Genomic DNA, 15,352 nt, shown 5'->3' on the forward strand with positions numbered 1-15,352 from the left:
CCGGCCGATGCATTTTCCCATCGGCAATACCGATTCCAAATGCCGGTCCACGGCGATGAAATGCGTCGGCCTCATCGCCATGTTGGTGATACTCGGCGGCTGTAACCCCGGCGACAAGGCTGACGACGGCGGTCCGGCCGATATTCGCGCCACCGCTATTTCCAGCTTCAGACCCGGCTCGCAGGAAACGCAGTTCGGCGCGCTGGAATTTCTCGGCGGTCTTGAGCTCAGTTCGGACAATGCGCTGCTTGGCGCCATCTCGGCCATCCGCCTTCGTCCCGATCAACGGCAATTCGTTTCGGTGCTCGATACCGGCCACTGGCTGACGGGGACGATAGAGCGCGACGACAAGGGCCGCTTGAAGGGCATCGCCGAGGCACGGATCATGCCCATGATCGACCGCTATGGCGGCACGGATGCCGGCAAGGGGGCGATGGATGCCGAGGGGTTGGCCCTGCGTGGCAATCATGTCCTCGTCGGCTATGAGCAGAACCATCGCGTCGACGTCTATCCCGATCCCGGGTTCGAGATATCGCCGCCGGACGACAGCTTGCCTATCCCCATTCCCAGATGGCAGTTGCGCTCCAACCGCAGCCTCGAGGCACTGATGATCGCGCCGCAGTCGAGCCCGCTTGCGGGCGCCGCCGTCATCGTCACGGAAGACAGCCTGGACGACAAGGGCAATATGATTGCGGCCATTCTGGACGGCCCGCTGCATGGCCGCTTCACCGTGCGCCATTACGGCGGTTTTGACGTCAGCGACGGCGTCTTTCTGCCCGATGGGGATCTCTTGCTGCTGGAGCGCCGTTTCGGGCTGGCGCGCGGGCTCGGCGTGCGTATCCGCCGCATTGCCGGCGCGGACATCAAGCCGGATGCGGTCGTGGACGGCAAGGTGATCTTCAAAGCCGATACCAGCGAGCAGATCGACAATATGGAAGGGATCGACGTGTTCCGCGCGGCGGATGGCTCCCTCCACCTCATCCTCGTCTCGGACGACAATCACTCGATCCTGCAGCGTAGCCTGATGCTGGAATTCCGCCTGCATGACGAAAACGTCGTCAGCCAGAACTAGAAGAGCACTTGCAGGAAAAATGCGCAGCGATTTTCCGTCTGGAATGCTTAAAGACAAAGCGGCAGAGCGCTTTCGCGATTCGAAGAAAAGCGAAAATGCTCTGGATTATGCGGCTGGCCGGGATTATCGCTTGATCAAGCCGTGGGCGCCTGTGGCACCGGCTTCAGCATGTTCATCAGCGCGCCGTAGGGCAGAAGCATGACGAGGCCGACGGTCACCTTGACCGAGAAATCGCCGATTGCCCATGAAATCCAGCGCGGTGCCGAGGTGGCGAAAATGCCAAGGATCGGAGCCGATTCGATCGCAAATGGTTCGTTCGGTCCGAAGAAGACGAAGAAGGGCGCGAAGGCGAAGGAGAAGAAGATCAGCGTGTCCAGCATCGAGCCGATCAGCGAGCCGAAGAGCGGCGCGCGCCACCAGGCCATGCGGCGCAGGCGGTTGAAGACCGAGATATCGAGCAGCTGGCCGGCCAGATAGGCCGAGCCGGATGCAATCGCGATTCGCGGCTGGGCGGTATAGAACGACAGGGCGACGCCGACGACGAAGCCGGCAAACACCACCTTGCGCGCAGCCTTCGGGCCGAACTGGCGGTTGGTCAGATCGGTGATGAGGAAGGCGACGGGATAGGTGAAGGCGCCCCAGGTCAGGATATCCGCGAGATTGATGCCCGCAAGCTGGGCCTGCAGCGGATACTGCACAAGGATGTTGGAGGCGACGACGACCAGCGTCATCAGCAGTACGTAGATAAGGGTATGACGCGCTGTCAGCATTTTTTTATCCTGGGAGATGCCACCAGTTGGAGGAAACCGGACATGGAAAAAGGCTTGTCCGGATATAAACCGTGCAAGCCTCTTAACCGGTATGATATCGCGAAGCGCTGGAACTGCTTATGCAGCAGCGACGGCAACTTCAGCGGTCTTCTTGATGATCTGACGACGCAGCAGGCGAGCGCGCATGCTGAGTTCGTTTTCGCTTGCCTTCAAAAGGAAAGCGTCAAGGCCGCCACGATGCTCGACCGAGCGCAGGCCTGCAGCGGAAACGCGCAGACGGTAACGCTGGCCAAGAACGTCAGAGATCAACGTGACCTGGCAGAGGTTCGGCAGGAACCGACGCTTGGTCTTGTTGTTGGCGTGGCTGACATTGTTGCCCACGAGGACGGCCTTGCCGGTCAATTCGCACATGCGGGACATGATACACCTACTTTTGTTTTTCTCGGCTATCGGATAAGCATTCCCGGCAAAATCGGGCACGCAATCCAACGGGCCATAATTGGAAAGTTGCGGTTCTATAGTCAGAGCGGCCGGCCGCGTCAAGCCAAACCTTGTGTTTTCCCGCAATTCCGTCAAAAAGCTGCTGTTCTGTGGAACTCGCAGCCGGCGAGTATAGTGTCTATATATCTTGCCTGATCCTCGTTGAAGGCCTTGAACATGTTTCAAATTCGGAAGTGGCTTGTTATTTCGGCCGTCATTGCGTCAACGCCATCCCTGGCCTTGGCCGATGTGCTGCGGCACGAGACCCGGTATCGCGTCTCGCTCGCCGGCCTGCCGATTGCGAGAGCGGATTTCAAGACCGAAGTCACGGGCAAGCAGTTCACGATCCGTGGTGATATAACCTCCGCCGGCCTTGCGGATCTCGTGACGTCGATCGATGCGAAAACCGATGTGACGGGTGTCGTCAACGAGAACAAGCTTCAGGCAACGCATTATTCGCTGTTCTACAAGAGCGGCAAGAGAGAGCGTACTTATGATGTCGCCTATACCAACGGCAATGTGACGTCGAACACGATCACGCCGGAGCCCAAGCGGCCGGATACCTGGGTGCCACTGGGTGCGAGCGATCTGAAATCGGTGCTGGATCCGATTTCCGGCATGATCTTTCCGATCACGCCCGGCCTCAATCTCTGCAATCAGACGCTTGCTGTTTTTGACGGCGAGATGCGCATGGATCTGAAATTGTCGCCGAAGGGATCGCACCCGTTTTCGACCGAGGGTTTCAAGGGCAAGACCATCGCCTGCGGTGTCCGCTTTACGCCAAAGGGCGGCTACAAGGGCACGCGCAAGGACTATCTCTACCTTGCCAAGAGCGACGGCATGGAGATCTGGTTTGCCAAGGCCGACGCCATGAATGTATATGCCCCGGTCTATGTCCGCATACCCACGCAATACGGGACGGTGACGATTACCGCCGTGAAATACGGCAGCTAGGGCCATCGAGCACTTCACAGAATCGCCTGACCACCCTACCGTTGTTTCCACGCAATTCCGGATAGAGCACGACTGCGCATTTTTCCCGGAATTGCTCTAGCGGGCCGGGGACGCCCGTGGCGTTTGTCTTGGGGGCGGAATTGAAGTTTCGTGCGACACTGACGGGTTTCTCGGCCATCGTGATGTGGTCGTTTCTGGCGCTTTTGACGGTGGCATCCGGCAAGATGCAGCCGTTTCAGCTGCTGGCCATCTGCTTTGCCATCGGCAGCGTACCCGGCATTGTCGTCCTGGCGTTGCGGCCGGAACGATTGCAGCTGCTGCGCCAGCCGGCAAAGGTCTGGATCACGGGCATTGTCGGCCTGTTCGGCTATCATTTCCTCTATTTTACGGCGCTGCGCCACGCGCCGGCGGTCGAGGCCGGATTGATCGCCTATCTCTGGCCGCTGCTGATCGTCGTCGGCTCAGCCCTGCTGCCGGGTGAGCGGCTGCGCTGGTTTCACATCGTCGGTGCGCTGATGGGCCTGGCGGGTACGGTTCTGATCGTCGGCCGCAACGGTTTCCATTTCGAGGGCGCCTATGTCGTCGGTTATGGCGCGGCCTTGCTCTGCGCCTTTACCTGGTCCGGCTATTCGCTGATCACACGCCGTTTCGAGGCGGTGTCGACCGATGTCGTCACCATCTTCTGCCTCGTGACGTCAATCCTCTCCTTCGTCTGCCACCTCGGACTGGAGGAGACGATCTGGCCCGAGAGTCCGACGCAGTGGATCGCAGTGCTCGGTCTTGGCCTCTTCCCCGTGGGCGCGGCATTTTACGCCTGGGATTTCGGCATCAAGAACGGCGACATCCAGATTCTCGGTGCGGCAAGCTATGCCGCGCCGTTGCTGTCGACGCTGATCCTGACCTTGTTTGGCTTTGCAGAACCGAGCTGGGGTATTGCGCTTGCCTGCCTGCTAGTCACCGGTGGGGCGGTACTCGCGGCGCATCGCATGATCCTGCGCCGGGATAGTGGCGGTTCGGCGCAGGCGGAGGCGGCGGAGTAGCTCCGCCGCAGCCATTGCCGGCTATTTCTTGAAGACCTTCTCCAGGAAGGCGGCAAGCGACGGACGCCAGACGTCCATCTCGTGCTGGAGATCCGGATATTCGTGGTATTCGTGCGTGATCTTCTTTTCCTCAAGCGTCGCCTTGAGGCCGGCCACATCCTTGCCGACGACCTGATCCTTGCTTCCCACAGTCACCGTGAAGTTGCGCAGCGCCTTGTTGATCTTGGCCGGCTCGTTGAGCGCGGCATCGACAGCCTTGTTCGGCACCGTGCTCGTGCTGACGCCGCTGAAGGTCGCAACCCAACTGAAGGTATCGAGATGCGACAGGCCGGAGACGAGCGCCTGGTATCCGCCCTGAGACAGACCCACGACGGCGCGACCGTCGGCATCGTTGCGCACCCGGTAATGGGCTTTCATGTAGGGAATGAGATCTTCGATCAGTTCGCGATCGGCCGCCTCCGCATTGGCGGGATAGAAATCCTTGCGACGGTCGGCGGCGGGGAAATTCTCGGCGATTGCTTCCGCTATATCGGTTTCCGTATCGGGAATTACCACGATCATCGGCTCGATCTTCTTTTCGGCAAGGAGATTGTCGAGGATCTGCGGCGCGCGGCCCTGCGCCACCCAGGAGCCGACGGTGTCGCCGAAGCCGTGATAGAGGTAGAGCACCGGCAGCGGCTTGGAGGCATCGGTGTAGCCGGGCGGCGTGTAGACATACATTTGCCGCTCCGATTTCAGCGCCTTGGAATGTAAGGTTACCAGCCTGAGGTCGCCATGCGGCACGTTGCGGATATCGAGAATGCTGCCCGGCACGAGGATGAGGCTGGTATTGACCTGCCGCTGCGGCTTGGGCGCATTGGTGCCGGTATCGATGCTGCGGAAGCCGTCGATGTTGAAATAATATTCGTAGAGATCTGGTTTCAGGACCTCGGTCTTCACGCTCCATGTGCCATCGTTACCCTTCTGCATGGCCAGCGGATCGCGCGACCCAAGGGCGACCGAAACCGCCTTTGCCGACGGCGCATAGAGCCGGAAGGTGATGGAGCCGTCTTTCTCGACAGACGTGACGAAGTTTTTCAGGGGCTGTTCGGCCGGGGGCGATGCCGGTGCATCAACGGCAAGGACAGGGGCGCTCATGACACAGCCTGCCGCGACGAGCAAAGGAAACAACAAACGCACGAAAAATCCTCCTCCAAATGATCCAACTTCTCTCTCCGTGGGTAAAGCTGACGCTGCGGGAAGCTTTTTCAAGATGGAAGACATCGCGCCGGCACTCCATGCGTGGCGCGAAGTCGACGGGCGGTAAAGGCGTATTCAGCTGGCGGTGGGTTTCCAGTTCGGCGCGGCCATCTCGAAGCTCGAAAATTCAAAGCCCGGGGATACCGTGCAGCCGACGAGCGTGAATTCGCCGAGGCTCTCGGCCGATTGCCACCAGTCGGCCGGAATGATCGCCTGCGGACGCTCGCCCTTTGCGAGATCGAGCCCAAGCACCAGCCGCTCGCTCGCCTTGCCATCGGCGGAGCGATGCAGGGCAAGCGGTGCGCCGGCATAATAGTGCCAGACCTCGGCGGCGTCGCGGACCTTGTGCCAATGCGAGCGATCACCCGCTTCAAGCAGATAGTAGATCGCAGTCGAATGGCCGCGAGCGCCGCCCTGCTCGTCACGGAAGGTCTGCACGTACCAGCCGCCTTCCGGATGTCGCTGCATGGAAAGCGTTTCGATGATCTCTTTCACCTGCATCAGAAATTGTCCTTGCGCTTGCGGATTTCCGCGAAAACCTCTTCGTTGCTGCGGCTTTCCATCAGCAAGTGGCGGCGGATCGAGGGGTCGGCGGCGCGCAGGAAGGGATTGGTTTCCTTCTCCAGCGCCAGCGTCGTCGGGATGGTGAACTTGCCCTCCGCCCTCAGCGCCTCGATATCGGCGGCGCGAGCTTTCAGCCGCTCGTTGTCGGGGTCGATCGTCAGCGCGAAACGGGCATTGGAGAGCGTATATTCGTGGCCGAAATAGACGGCTGTCTCATCCGGCAGCACGGCAAGCTTCTGCAGCGAGGCCCACATGTCGGCGGGCGTGCGCTCGAACAGCCGGCCGCAGCCCAGTGCAAACAGCGTGTCGGCGGCAAAGAGCAGCTTGTCATCCACGAAATGATAGCAGACATGGCCCGCCGTGTGGCCGGGCGTCTCGATCACATTGATGGTGTGACCGGCGAACTCGAAGGTATCCCCGTCGCCGACGGCCTTGTCGAGGCCGGGAATGGCGACGGCTTCATTGATCGGGCCGACGATCTGGCAGCCGAACTGTTCCTTCAGCGCGAGGTTGCCCTCGACATGGTCGTTGTGGTGATGGGTCGTCAGGATATGGCTGATCGTCCAGCCGCGGCGATTGGCCGCCTTCAGGATGGCATCCGCCTCGGGGGCGTCTATCGATGCAGTCGATCCGGTTTCCGGATCATGGACCAAGACGCCGTAATTGTCGGAACGGCAGATAAAAATCTCTAATTCCAATGGTTTCATGATCGAAATCGTCCTCGTCTTTTGGGTTGCTACAGAATGTAAGCCGTTCGGCCTTGAAGTCCAACGCTCGGCTGATAACATTTGTTTCGATGCACGCCGATATTGTCGATCTCCGTCAGTTCTATCATTCCGAGCTTGGTCGCTTGGCGGAGCAGTCCATTGCCATGGCGCTTTCCTCCATTTGGGCACGCATGCCGGAGGAGCGCCTTGTCGGCCTCGGCTATGCCGTTCCCTATCTCGACCGCTTCCGCGCCGATACCGAACGCACCTTCGCCTTCATGCCGGCAGGGCAGGGCGCGGTGAACTGGCCGCTGGGCTCGGCATCGTCGACGGCGTTGATTTTCGATGAAGAATTGCCCCTGCCAGACAGTTCGATCGACCGGGTGCTGATGGTGCATTCGCTCGAGTTCGCCGAAAGCCCGCGCGAGACGCTGAAGGAACTATGGCGGGTGCTGGCGCCGGGTGGGCGGCTCGTCATCGCAGTACCCAACCGCCGTGGCGTCTGGGCGCGCATGGAACACACGCCGTTCGGTTCCGGCAGGCCCTATTCGCGCGGCCAGCTGACCTCGCTGCTGCGGGAAACAAACTTCACGCCGGGCGCAACGGCCGAGGCGTTGTTCTTTCCGCCCTCCAAGCTGCGTACCGTGCTCAGCCTGCGCCGCGCCTTCGAAAGGGTCGGCCGTACCCTATGGCCTGCCTTTTCCGGTGTGATCATCGTTGAGGCACAGAAGCGGCTCTATCAGGGCCTGCCGGTTGCCGTCCGCGCTTCACGCCGCGTCTTCGTGCCGGTGCTGGCACCGCGCGGCATACCGACGACGCGAGATGGCCCTTGATGCAGCCGAAAAAGCGCTGACACTCGACAAAATTGTCAATCCGCATTAATGCGACGGGGTGTTTCAAGCCGGAATTTTCCGGCCCTTCCCAAGGTCGATCCCATGAGCATGGAAATGAGCAAGCCCGCCCCGCGTCCCGGTATTCTCGATATCTCAGCCTATGTGCCGGGCAAGGAGCATGCACCGGGCGTTGCGCGCGTGTTCAAGCTGTCCTCGAACGAGACGCCGCTTGGCGCCAGCCCGAGTGCCCTTGAGGCATTCCGCAGCGCTGCCGGGCATCTGGAGCGCTATCCGGACGGGCAAGCCAAGGAATTGCGCCAGGCGATCGCCGACGTGCATGGATTGAACGTCGCCAACATTCTCTGCGGCAACGGCTCCGACGAGCTGCTCGGCCTGCTTTGCCACACCTATCTTGGTACCGGCGACGAAGGCATCATCACCGAGCATGGCTTCCTCGTCTACAAGATCCAGATGATGGCTGCGGGCGCGACGCCGGTTACCGTGAAGGAAAAGGATTGCACCGTCGATGTCGATGCGATCCTCGCGGCCGTGACCGAAAAGACGAAGATGGTCTTCATCGCCAATCCGGCCAACCCGACCGGCACCTATGTTCCGGTGAGCGAGATTCGCCGCCTCCAGGCGAGCCTGCCGAAGCATGTTATCCTCGTGCTCGACGCAGCCTATGCCGAATATGTTCGCCGCAACGATTACGAGGCCGGTCTCGAGCTCGTCTCCAGCAACCAGAATGTCGTGATGACGCGCACCTTTTCGAAGATCTACGGCCTGGCGGCGCTTCGCATCGGCTGGATGTACGGACCGGTCGATATTGTCGATGCCCTTAATCGCGTGCGCATGCCGTTCAACCTGAGCGGTGCCGCCATCGCTGCGGGTGCCGCTGCCATCCGCGACCAGGCGTTCACCGAGAAGGCCGTTGCCTACAACACGCTCTGGATCGAGAAGGTAACCTCTGCGCTTGAGGCCATCGGCCTCAAGGTGACGCCGTCGGTTGCAAATTTCGTTCTCGTTCATTTCCCCGATAGCGACGGCAAGCGCGCTGTCGAGGCTGATGATTTCCTCACCAGCCGCGGCTACATCGTCCGGGCCGTGCGCGCCTATGGCTTCCCGAATTCGCTGCGCATGAGCATTGGCACCGAAGAGGCCAATCTCGGCCTCCTCGATACCCTGACAGAATTTATGGGACGCAAGGCATGAGCACGATCCAGTTCGACCGTATCGCGCTGATCGGCATCGGCCTGATCGGCTCTTCCATCGCCCACGATATCAAGCGCCTCGGCCTTGCCAAGGAAGTGGTGGTCTCGACCCGCAGCAGCGAGACGCTGAAGCGCGCCGAAGAGCTGAAACTTGGCGACCGCTACACGCCGTCCTCGGCCGAAGCGGTCAAGGATGCCGATCTCGTCATCGTCTCCGTGCCCGTGGGAGCCTCCGAGAGCGTTGCCAAGGAGATTTCGGCCCATCTGAAGCCGGGAGCCATCGTAACCGACGTCGGCTCCACCAAGGCGTCCGTCATCGCGCAGATGCAGCCGCATATGCCCGACAACGTGCATTTCATTCCGGGCCATCCGCTGGCTGGTACGGAGAAATCCGGACCGGATGCGGGCTTTGCCGGGCTCTTCGAAGGGCGCTGGTGCATCTTCACGCCCGTTCCCGGCACCGATGAGGCTGCGATCGGGAAACTTCGGGAATTCTGGCAAACACTGGGCTCGCGCGTCGACGAAATGGATCCGGAGCATCACGACAAGGTGCTGGCGATCGTTTCGCATCTGCCGCATCTCATCGCCTATAATATCGTCGGCACCGCCGATGATCTGGAGACGGTGACCGAGTCGGAAGTCATCAAATATTCGGCCTCCGGCTTTCGCGATTTCACCCGTCTTGCCGCGTCCGACCCCACAATGTGGCGCGATGTCTGCCTGCACAATCGCGATGCCATCCTGGAGATGCTGTCGCGCTTCTCCGAGGATCTGGCGTCGCTGCAGCGCGCCATCCGCTGGGGAGACGGCGACAAGATCTTCGAACTCTTCACCCGCACCCGCGCCATTCGTCGCTCGATCGTCGAGGCGGGCCAGGACGTCGACGTGCCGGATTTCGGCCGCCACGCGCTGGATACGAAGAAGTAGGCGCTCCGCTCGAAGGGAGGGTTGCCCATGATCATCAGAGACGGGCGCCCACAGGATCTTCCATGGCTGTCCAAGCATGATGACGTGAGTGAGGACTGGATCACACGCTGTATCCAGTCCGGAGAATATCTGCTCGCCGAGCAGGACGATTTGCCGGTCGGCTTTCTGCGCTTCAGCCGCTTCTGGGGCAAGATACCCTATATGGACATGATCCGCGTGCTGCCGTCACACCGCCATTCCGGTGTCGGCACAGCATTGTTCCGGGCATGGGAGAGCGCGATGATCGTGCAAGGCGCTGAGGTCCTGATGACCTCCAGCGAGTGGGCGGAGGCGGAACCGCAAGCCTGGCATCGCCGCAACGGCTTTCGCGCCGCCGGCAGCATCGATTTCCGCGCGGTTCAGCCGAGCCCGGAGATATTCTTTCTGAAGGATATCTCCGGAAAAGATAAGCCGTAGCGCATCAGATCGGCGGGATTTTTCCGAGCGGAATGAAACCGCTGAGCGAGAGGCGGCCGCGATCGGCCGTGAGGTCGACGGAGACCTTGTCGGCACCGCTTGCAAGAGCCTTCAGCATCTTGGTGGCTGTCTTGATGATGCTCTTGGCAGCCGGGAGCGTCTCCGTCAGGCTGTCGCCCCACGGTCCGATCTGGTTGATCTCCAGCTTGAACTGGCCGGACAAAAATCCATCACTGTCGAAGTTGAAGGGACCGGAGAGCGTCATGACACGACCGTCGCCGATATCGATGACGGCCTGGTGCAGTACGCCTGCGGCTCCGCGAAGACCTTCACGATCGCTGCCGTCGAGCAGGCCGGCCTTGCCCGTCAGCGTGACGCTGGCGCTTGTCGAGGCGGTCGGCAGCGTCTGCGGGAAATCCTTGATCACGGCGTTGGCGTTCTCGATGCCGATTGCGAAATCGAGATCGCTGCCATTCTGATTGGCGTGCATTTCGGTATGGGCGGCCGTCACATTAGCGCTCTGGCCCGTCAAGGAGGAGACGATGCCTGCTTTCAGCCCGTCGATGACAGTCTGGCTTTGCGCGACGCCACGGCCGTGTGCGACCAGGTTGGATTGCAGGTCCGTCCATTCGGCCGAGATCGTCAGGCCTTCGGTCGTCCGCAATTCTGCCGGTGATTTCAGGTTCCAGCTGACATGGTTGGGCTGGAAGACCGGCGCAGAGGCGCTCAGGGTGTCGAAGTTGGCCGAGACGCCCCGGGTCTGATTATCGACCGTCACCGTGTCGCAGGTTAGCCCGATGGAGAAGGGGAAGCCGCTGAAGGCCATGTTCTCGCATTTGCCGGCAATGCCGGCGCTATTTTGCTGGCCAAGCGCCTTCAATACGTTGGCTCTGACGAAGCCGGTCGCGTAATACCATCCTCCGGTATAGAGCGCGGCCAGGACTATCAACAGACCCAGCACGACGATCCAAAGACGTTTGCCTCGGCCGGTCGTTACGCTCTGGCTTGACGCTGCCATGTTGTTCTCCAATGGTTGGACTGAAAGTTCTCACACTGATTTGGCGTTGGATATGGACGAATTTTGGGTGTTTGGCTACGGATCGCTCATGTGGAATCCGGGCTTCGAGTATGAGGAAAAGGCCGAGGCGCTTGTTTTCGGCTACCGCCGTTCGCTTTGTGTGCATTCCTGGGTTCATCGCGGCAGCGAGGCGAGCCCCGGTCTGGTCCTTGGCCTCGATCGCGGCGGCTCCTGCCGCGGCATGGCGTTTCGCGTCTCGACTGCGGCGTGGGATGAGGTCCTGTCCTATCTGCGCGAGCGCGAGCTTGTAACCAATGTCTATCTGGAGAGGACGACGGCCATCCGGCTCGCCGATGGGCGCCGGGTGACGGCGGTTGCCTATGTCGTCGATCGCGCGCACAGGCAATATGCCGGCGCGCTGGACGCCATTGACGCCGCCCATATCGTCGAATCCGCCAGTGGCCAATCTGGCCCGAACGACGCCTATGTCTTCAATACGCTGACGCATCTGCGCGACATGGGCATTCGCGATCATTGGCTGGAGCAGGTTGCCGGCGAGATCGACAGGATGCGGGAGCCATCCTGAGCCGGCGCCTCCTTTGATGTTGCCGCAGGCAAGTCAAACCGCGGCGGCGACCTTTGCATCTCGGATTTCCGCGAGGCGCTTGGCTGCCGTCGGCGGGATGGGGAGATGCGGATTGTTGGCGAAGGTCTCGACCAGCAATTCGTCGCTCGCCCTTTCCGTCTCCTCGATCAATCGGGCGAAGAAGACATCCGGGTCCAAGCCCGGCTCGATCGGCGGCAGGATGCGGACCTTGAGGTGGCCCGGATATTTGCGGAAGGTGCGGCGCGGCCAGAACAGGCCTGGATGCATGGCAACCGCAACGACCGGGATATCGAGATCGCGATACATGCGGGCGATGCCGTATTTGTAGACTGGTTCGGCGCCGGGCGGCCGACGGGTGCCCTCGGGATAGATGATGAGCTGGCGGCCGGTGGCGAGCTCCTCCTGGGTGCGTTTCAGCACGTCGAACATGACCTTGCCGCGTGCGCCGCGATCCACCGGGATCATGCGCTGCTTTCCCGCATACCAGCCAAACAGCGGAATCCACATCAGCTCGCGCTTGAGGATGTAGACCGGATCGTCAAGGTAGGGCAGCAGTGCAAACGTATCCCAGAAGGATTGATGCTTGGGCGCGAAGATGTAGCTGCCCTTCGGAATATTCTCCAGGCCTTCAATCTCGAAGGTGGTGCCGACGATCTTCTCCATCAGCCATGTGCTGGATTTGGCCCATGCCTTGGGGATCGCATAGGCCGCCTTGCGCGGCATCAGGAAATAGATCGGCGAGAGCACGATCATGCGAATGATGAGGTTGGCGTAGAAGACGATATTGAACAGGATCGAACGCAAGGTGATCATCAAGGCTTTCCCAACACGCCGGCTTTCGCCAGCATCAGAAGCCTTGCCTACACGATTACGCTGTCAATAAAAAGTCGGTCCGCGTGCGGTCCAGCATCTCAGTCCGGATCGTCGCTCTGTTCCTGCGAGCGCAGGCCGACTGGGCGCCCCAGGCCGGTGATATTGCGGGCACCGGCGAGAAGAACCTTGGCATATTCAGCAATCATCGTACGCAGTGCATTCGGATCGGAGAACCAGTTCGTGGTCTTCAGGTCGGAATTGACCACCGGGTAGGGAATGAAATCGGTCGACGGGTCGACATATTTCAATTCCGCCAGGCTGCGGGGCATATGGTAATTGTTGGTCACCACCAGCACGCTCTTGTAGCCCCGGGCATGGATCCACTTCGCGGCTTCGCGGGCATTGCCGATCGTGTCGATGGCGTCATAGCCGATATCGACGCAGCAATTGAAGAGATTGACCGAGCTTTGCGTCAGCCTGCGGATCTGCGATGGGGTGGTGGTCGGATGCACGCCCGAGATCAGCAGGCGGTTGCCGGCGCCGGAGCGCAGCAATTCCACTGCCTGATCGATCCGCTGATAGCCGCCCGTCAGGACAACGATGCCATCCGCCTTGGGAGCCAGCGGCGGTTTCAGCGTGGTGATCGAATCGGCAAAATGCAGGAAGCCGCCGAAAATGATGGCGACCAGAAATATGAAACCGAAGCCGCCCCAACGCAGCAGCCGCCGGAACAGGCTACGTCGCACGGGTCTATCGCTGCTGGATTGTTCTTCCAGCGGCTGCGAACTCACGGTCTTGCGAGTCGTCAGATCCATGCTCATGATTCGCTATTATACGACAATTGCGGCAAGCTACGGGCTGCCAGACGGCAAAAAATCATCACCACAGTGTCAATTCTGCACACTGTCCGACCTGCCGGGGTCGGAGCGGATCAGATCGATCTCGTAGATCGTGCGCATGACGGTAAATCGCGCGGTGAGCGTGGTCAGCAGCGCGATGACGATCATGGTCGCGAGAATGCCGAGATAGCCGAGCGCGCCGACGGAAAACGTGCCGAAGAGGGCGGTCGCCTGATCGGTCTGCGGCGTGGCGATCGTGCGGCTCTGCAGGAGGCCGGCGCTGGCAAAGAACAGGGCGGCAAGCGCGCTGCCGGCCCCCGATCCCTTCAGGCTGATCTTCAGGAAATGCTTCTGAAACTCGGTGGCGACGAAGGTGCTTTCGGCGCCAACGAAGTGCAGGACTTCGACGATATGGCGATTGCCCGACAGTGCACCGCGCGTGGCGAAGACCACGGTCAGCACCATGGCCGTAAAGACCAGCAGCAGGATGCCCGTACCGATGAGCACGGTGGTATGCGCCATCGAAACGAGCCGGTCGACCCAGGTGCGATGGTCGTCCAGCGTCGCTTGCGGGATCTGCGCCTTGATCAGGCTGCGTATGGCCTCGAAATCAGGCGGGTGCGTCTCATCGATTGTGATGATGACGAGGCGCGGCACCGGCAATTCCTTGATATCGAGACCGGCGCCGAGCCAGGGCTCGAGAAGACGCGCCGTTGCCGCCTCATCGAGGATCTGGCCGGACTTGGTGCCGACGAAGCTGAGTGCGATATCACGGGCGCTGGTGAGCGCTTTCTCCATGTCCAGATTATCATCCGGCTTGATCTGGATGGTGATCTCGCGGGAAATCTGGCCTTCCCAGCTTGCTGCCGTCGAACGGACCATGCTGACCGCGCCAAGCGTGAGGCAAGCGAGAAAGGCCATGATGGCGATGACGACGATCAGCGCATTGCCCTGAATATTCGAGGAGGGCACGATCGGGCCGGTCGGGCGCACGCGCATTTCCGGCCGCTTGCGCTCCGGCGGTGGTGTCGTGGGTGCCTGCCGCGCTTGCGGGGCCTTGGCGTTCTGTGCGTTGCTGCGAGGGGCGGGCTTAGTCATAGATATCGAGATGCCCTCCCGACAGGATCATGCGCCTGGCTTCGATCTGGTCCATCAGGGCAAGGTCGTGCGTAGCGATGACGACGGCGGTGCCGAGGCGATTGAGCTCGAGGAACAGATTGAGCAGCCGGCGTGCCATCGGCGGATCGACATTGCCCGTTGGCTCGTCTGCAAGCAGGATTTCCGGGCGGTCGATGAGCGCGCGCGCAATGGCGGCGCGCTGCTTTTCGCCACCCGAGAGCACCGGCGGCAGCACGTTGATGCGCTCACCCAGGCCGACCCATTTCAGCAGCTCCAGCACATCGGTGCGATAGGAGGTTTCGTCCTTGCCGCGCACGCGCAGCGGAAGGGCGACATTTTCGTAGGTGGTGAGGTGATCGAGCAGCCGGAAATCCTGGAAAACGATGCCGACGCGGCGCCGCAGCAGCGGCAGCTCGTTGCGCGGGATCGAGGAAATCTCGCGATCGAACATGCGAATCAGCCCACGGGTGGGCTGCAGCGACATAAACAGCAGCCGCAACAGCGTCGTCTTGCCGGCGCCGGAGGGACCGGTGAGGAACTGGAACGATTTTCGCGGAATGTCGAAGCTGAGGTCGCGGAGGATTTCCGGGCCCATGCCGTAACGCAAACCGACGTTCTCAAAATGAATCAACGGGCATCCAGTCTTCCGCGGGGTTCAATCAGGCGACTTGTTAACCAGCGGCGTTAACAGCCGGTAAATTTT

The 15,352-nt window shown here is 60.8% G+C and carries 18 protein-coding genes; 8 read left to right on the top strand and 10 right to left on the bottom strand.

Features of this window, described 5'->3' with window-relative positions; translation table 11 throughout:
* Positions 1-7: 7 nt before the first annotated feature.
* Positions 8-1,072, top strand: a complete 1,065-nt coding sequence (locus A6U86_RS08580; protein ID WP_083196764.1) for an esterase-like activity of phytase family protein — start codon at positions 8-10, stop codon at positions 1,070-1,072.
* Between the two features lie 134 nt (positions 1,073-1,206).
* Here A6U86_RS08580 and A6U86_RS08585 read toward each other — a convergent pair whose 3' ends face one another.
* Together A6U86_RS08585 and rpmB are read right to left on the bottom strand one after the other, a co-directional pair.
* Positions 1,207-1,842 (bottom strand): queuosine precursor transporter, encoded by a 636-nt coding sequence (locus A6U86_RS08585; RefSeq protein ID WP_068389080.1) that lies wholly within the window; start codon positions 1,840-1,842, stop codon positions 1,207-1,209.
* A gap of 117 nt (positions 1,843-1,959) precedes the next feature.
* A complete protein-coding gene (gene rpmB, locus A6U86_RS08590) occupies positions 1,960-2,262 on the bottom strand; it encodes a 50S ribosomal protein L28 (protein WP_068389082.1) in 303 nt (100 codons plus the stop codon).
* A 237-nt stretch (positions 2,263-2,499) separates the two neighbouring features.
* Here rpmB and A6U86_RS08595 point away from each other — a divergent pair, with 237 nt between their 5' ends.
* Together A6U86_RS08595 and A6U86_RS08600 are read left to right on the top strand one after the other, a co-directional pair.
* Positions 2,500-3,276: a DUF3108 domain-containing protein gene (locus tag A6U86_RS08595; protein ID WP_068389087.1), complete on the top strand. Its 777-nt coding sequence runs from the start codon at positions 2,500-2,502 to the stop codon at positions 3,274-3,276.
* A 140-nt stretch (positions 3,277-3,416) separates the two neighbouring features.
* Positions 3,417-4,316 (top strand): DMT family transporter, encoded by a 900-nt coding sequence (locus A6U86_RS08600; protein ID WP_068389245.1) that lies wholly within the window; start codon positions 3,417-3,419, stop codon positions 4,314-4,316.
* 21 nt (positions 4,317-4,337) lie between these two features.
* Here the strand turns inward: A6U86_RS08600 and A6U86_RS08605 are convergent, their stop codons facing one another.
* The 3 genes from A6U86_RS08605 to gloB all read right to left on the bottom strand — a co-directional run bounded on the left by A6U86_RS08605 (position 4,338) and on the right by gloB (position 6,826).
* Positions 4,338-5,495, bottom strand: coding sequence for an esterase (locus A6U86_RS08605; protein WP_068389090.1), 1,158 nt, complete (start codon positions 5,493-5,495; stop codon positions 4,338-4,340).
* 135 nt (positions 5,496-5,630) lie between these two features.
* Entirely contained in the window at positions 5,631-6,056 is a 426-nt protein-coding gene (locus tag A6U86_RS08610; RefSeq protein ID WP_068389093.1) for a cupin domain-containing protein, read from the bottom strand.
* Complete coding sequence (gene gloB / locus A6U86_RS08615) at positions 6,056-6,826, bottom strand: hydroxyacylglutathione hydrolase (RefSeq protein WP_068389096.1); 771 nt, start codon at positions 6,824-6,826, stop codon at positions 6,056-6,058. The genes A6U86_RS08610 and gloB overlap by 1 nt, the downstream gene beginning before the upstream one ends.
* A gap of 53 nt (positions 6,827-6,879) precedes the next feature.
* Between gloB and A6U86_RS08620 the strand changes: the two genes are divergently transcribed.
* The 4 genes from A6U86_RS08620 (at position 6,880) to A6U86_RS08635 (ending at position 10,253) form a co-directional block, all read left to right on the top strand.
* Positions 6,880-7,659: a class I SAM-dependent methyltransferase gene (locus A6U86_RS08620; protein WP_068389259.1), complete on the top strand. Its 780-nt coding sequence runs from the start codon at positions 6,880-6,882 to the stop codon at positions 7,657-7,659.
* 102 nt (positions 7,660-7,761) lie between these two features.
* On the top strand, positions 7,762-8,871 hold the full coding sequence (gene hisC / locus A6U86_RS08625; protein WP_068389099.1) for a histidinol-phosphate transaminase: 1,110 nt from the start codon (positions 7,762-7,764) through the stop codon (positions 8,869-8,871).
* A complete protein-coding gene (locus tag A6U86_RS08630; protein WP_068389102.1) occupies positions 8,868-9,797 on the top strand; it encodes a prephenate/arogenate dehydrogenase family protein in 930 nt (309 codons plus the stop codon). Before hisC ends, A6U86_RS08630 begins: the two co-directional genes overlap by 4 nt.
* A gap of 27 nt (positions 9,798-9,824) precedes the next feature.
* On the top strand, positions 9,825-10,253 hold the full coding sequence (locus A6U86_RS08635; protein WP_068389105.1) for a GNAT family N-acetyltransferase: 429 nt from the start codon (positions 9,825-9,827) through the stop codon (positions 10,251-10,253).
* Positions 10,254-10,257: 4 nt separating this feature from the next.
* On the opposite strand, the gene A6U86_RS08640 is transcribed toward A6U86_RS08635, so the two are convergent.
* Positions 10,258-11,271 carry a DUF2125 domain-containing protein gene (locus A6U86_RS08640; protein WP_068389107.1) on the bottom strand — a complete coding sequence of 338 codons (1,014 nt, stop codon included), beginning with the start codon at positions 11,269-11,271 and terminating at the stop codon, positions 10,258-10,260.
* A 52-nt stretch (positions 11,272-11,323) separates the two neighbouring features.
* Between A6U86_RS08640 and A6U86_RS08645 the strand changes: the two genes are divergently transcribed.
* On the top strand, positions 11,324-11,857 hold the full coding sequence (locus A6U86_RS08645) for a gamma-glutamylcyclotransferase (RefSeq protein ID WP_068389108.1): 534 nt from the start codon (positions 11,324-11,326) through the stop codon (positions 11,855-11,857).
* A gap of 33 nt (positions 11,858-11,890) precedes the next feature.
* Here A6U86_RS08645 and A6U86_RS08650 read toward each other — a convergent pair whose 3' ends face one another.
* The 4 genes from A6U86_RS08650 to ftsE form a co-directional block, all read right to left on the bottom strand.
* A complete protein-coding gene (locus A6U86_RS08650; RefSeq protein WP_068389109.1) occupies positions 11,891-12,691 on the bottom strand; it encodes a 1-acyl-sn-glycerol-3-phosphate acyltransferase in 801 nt (266 codons plus the stop codon).
* 98 nt (positions 12,692-12,789) lie between these two features.
* Positions 12,790-13,506, bottom strand: coding sequence for a YdcF family protein (locus A6U86_RS08655; RefSeq protein ID WP_068389262.1), 717 nt, complete (start codon positions 13,504-13,506; stop codon positions 12,790-12,792).
* Positions 13,507-13,581: 75 nt separating this feature from the next.
* Positions 13,582-14,529, bottom strand: coding sequence for an ABC transporter permease (locus A6U86_RS08660; RefSeq protein WP_141683662.1), 948 nt, complete (start codon positions 14,527-14,529; stop codon positions 13,582-13,584).
* 91 nt (positions 14,530-14,620) lie between these two features.
* On the bottom strand, positions 14,621-15,280 hold the full coding sequence (ftsE, locus tag A6U86_RS08665) for a cell division ATP-binding protein FtsE (protein WP_068389118.1): 660 nt from the start codon (positions 15,278-15,280) through the stop codon (positions 14,621-14,623).
* Between the last annotated feature and the right edge of the window lie 72 nt (positions 15,281-15,352).

Origin of the sequence: Rhizobium sp. AC27/96 (assembly GCF_001692325.1) — a bacterium.
Taxonomy (GTDB): domain Bacteria; phylum Pseudomonadota; class Alphaproteobacteria; order Rhizobiales; family Rhizobiaceae; genus Rhizobium.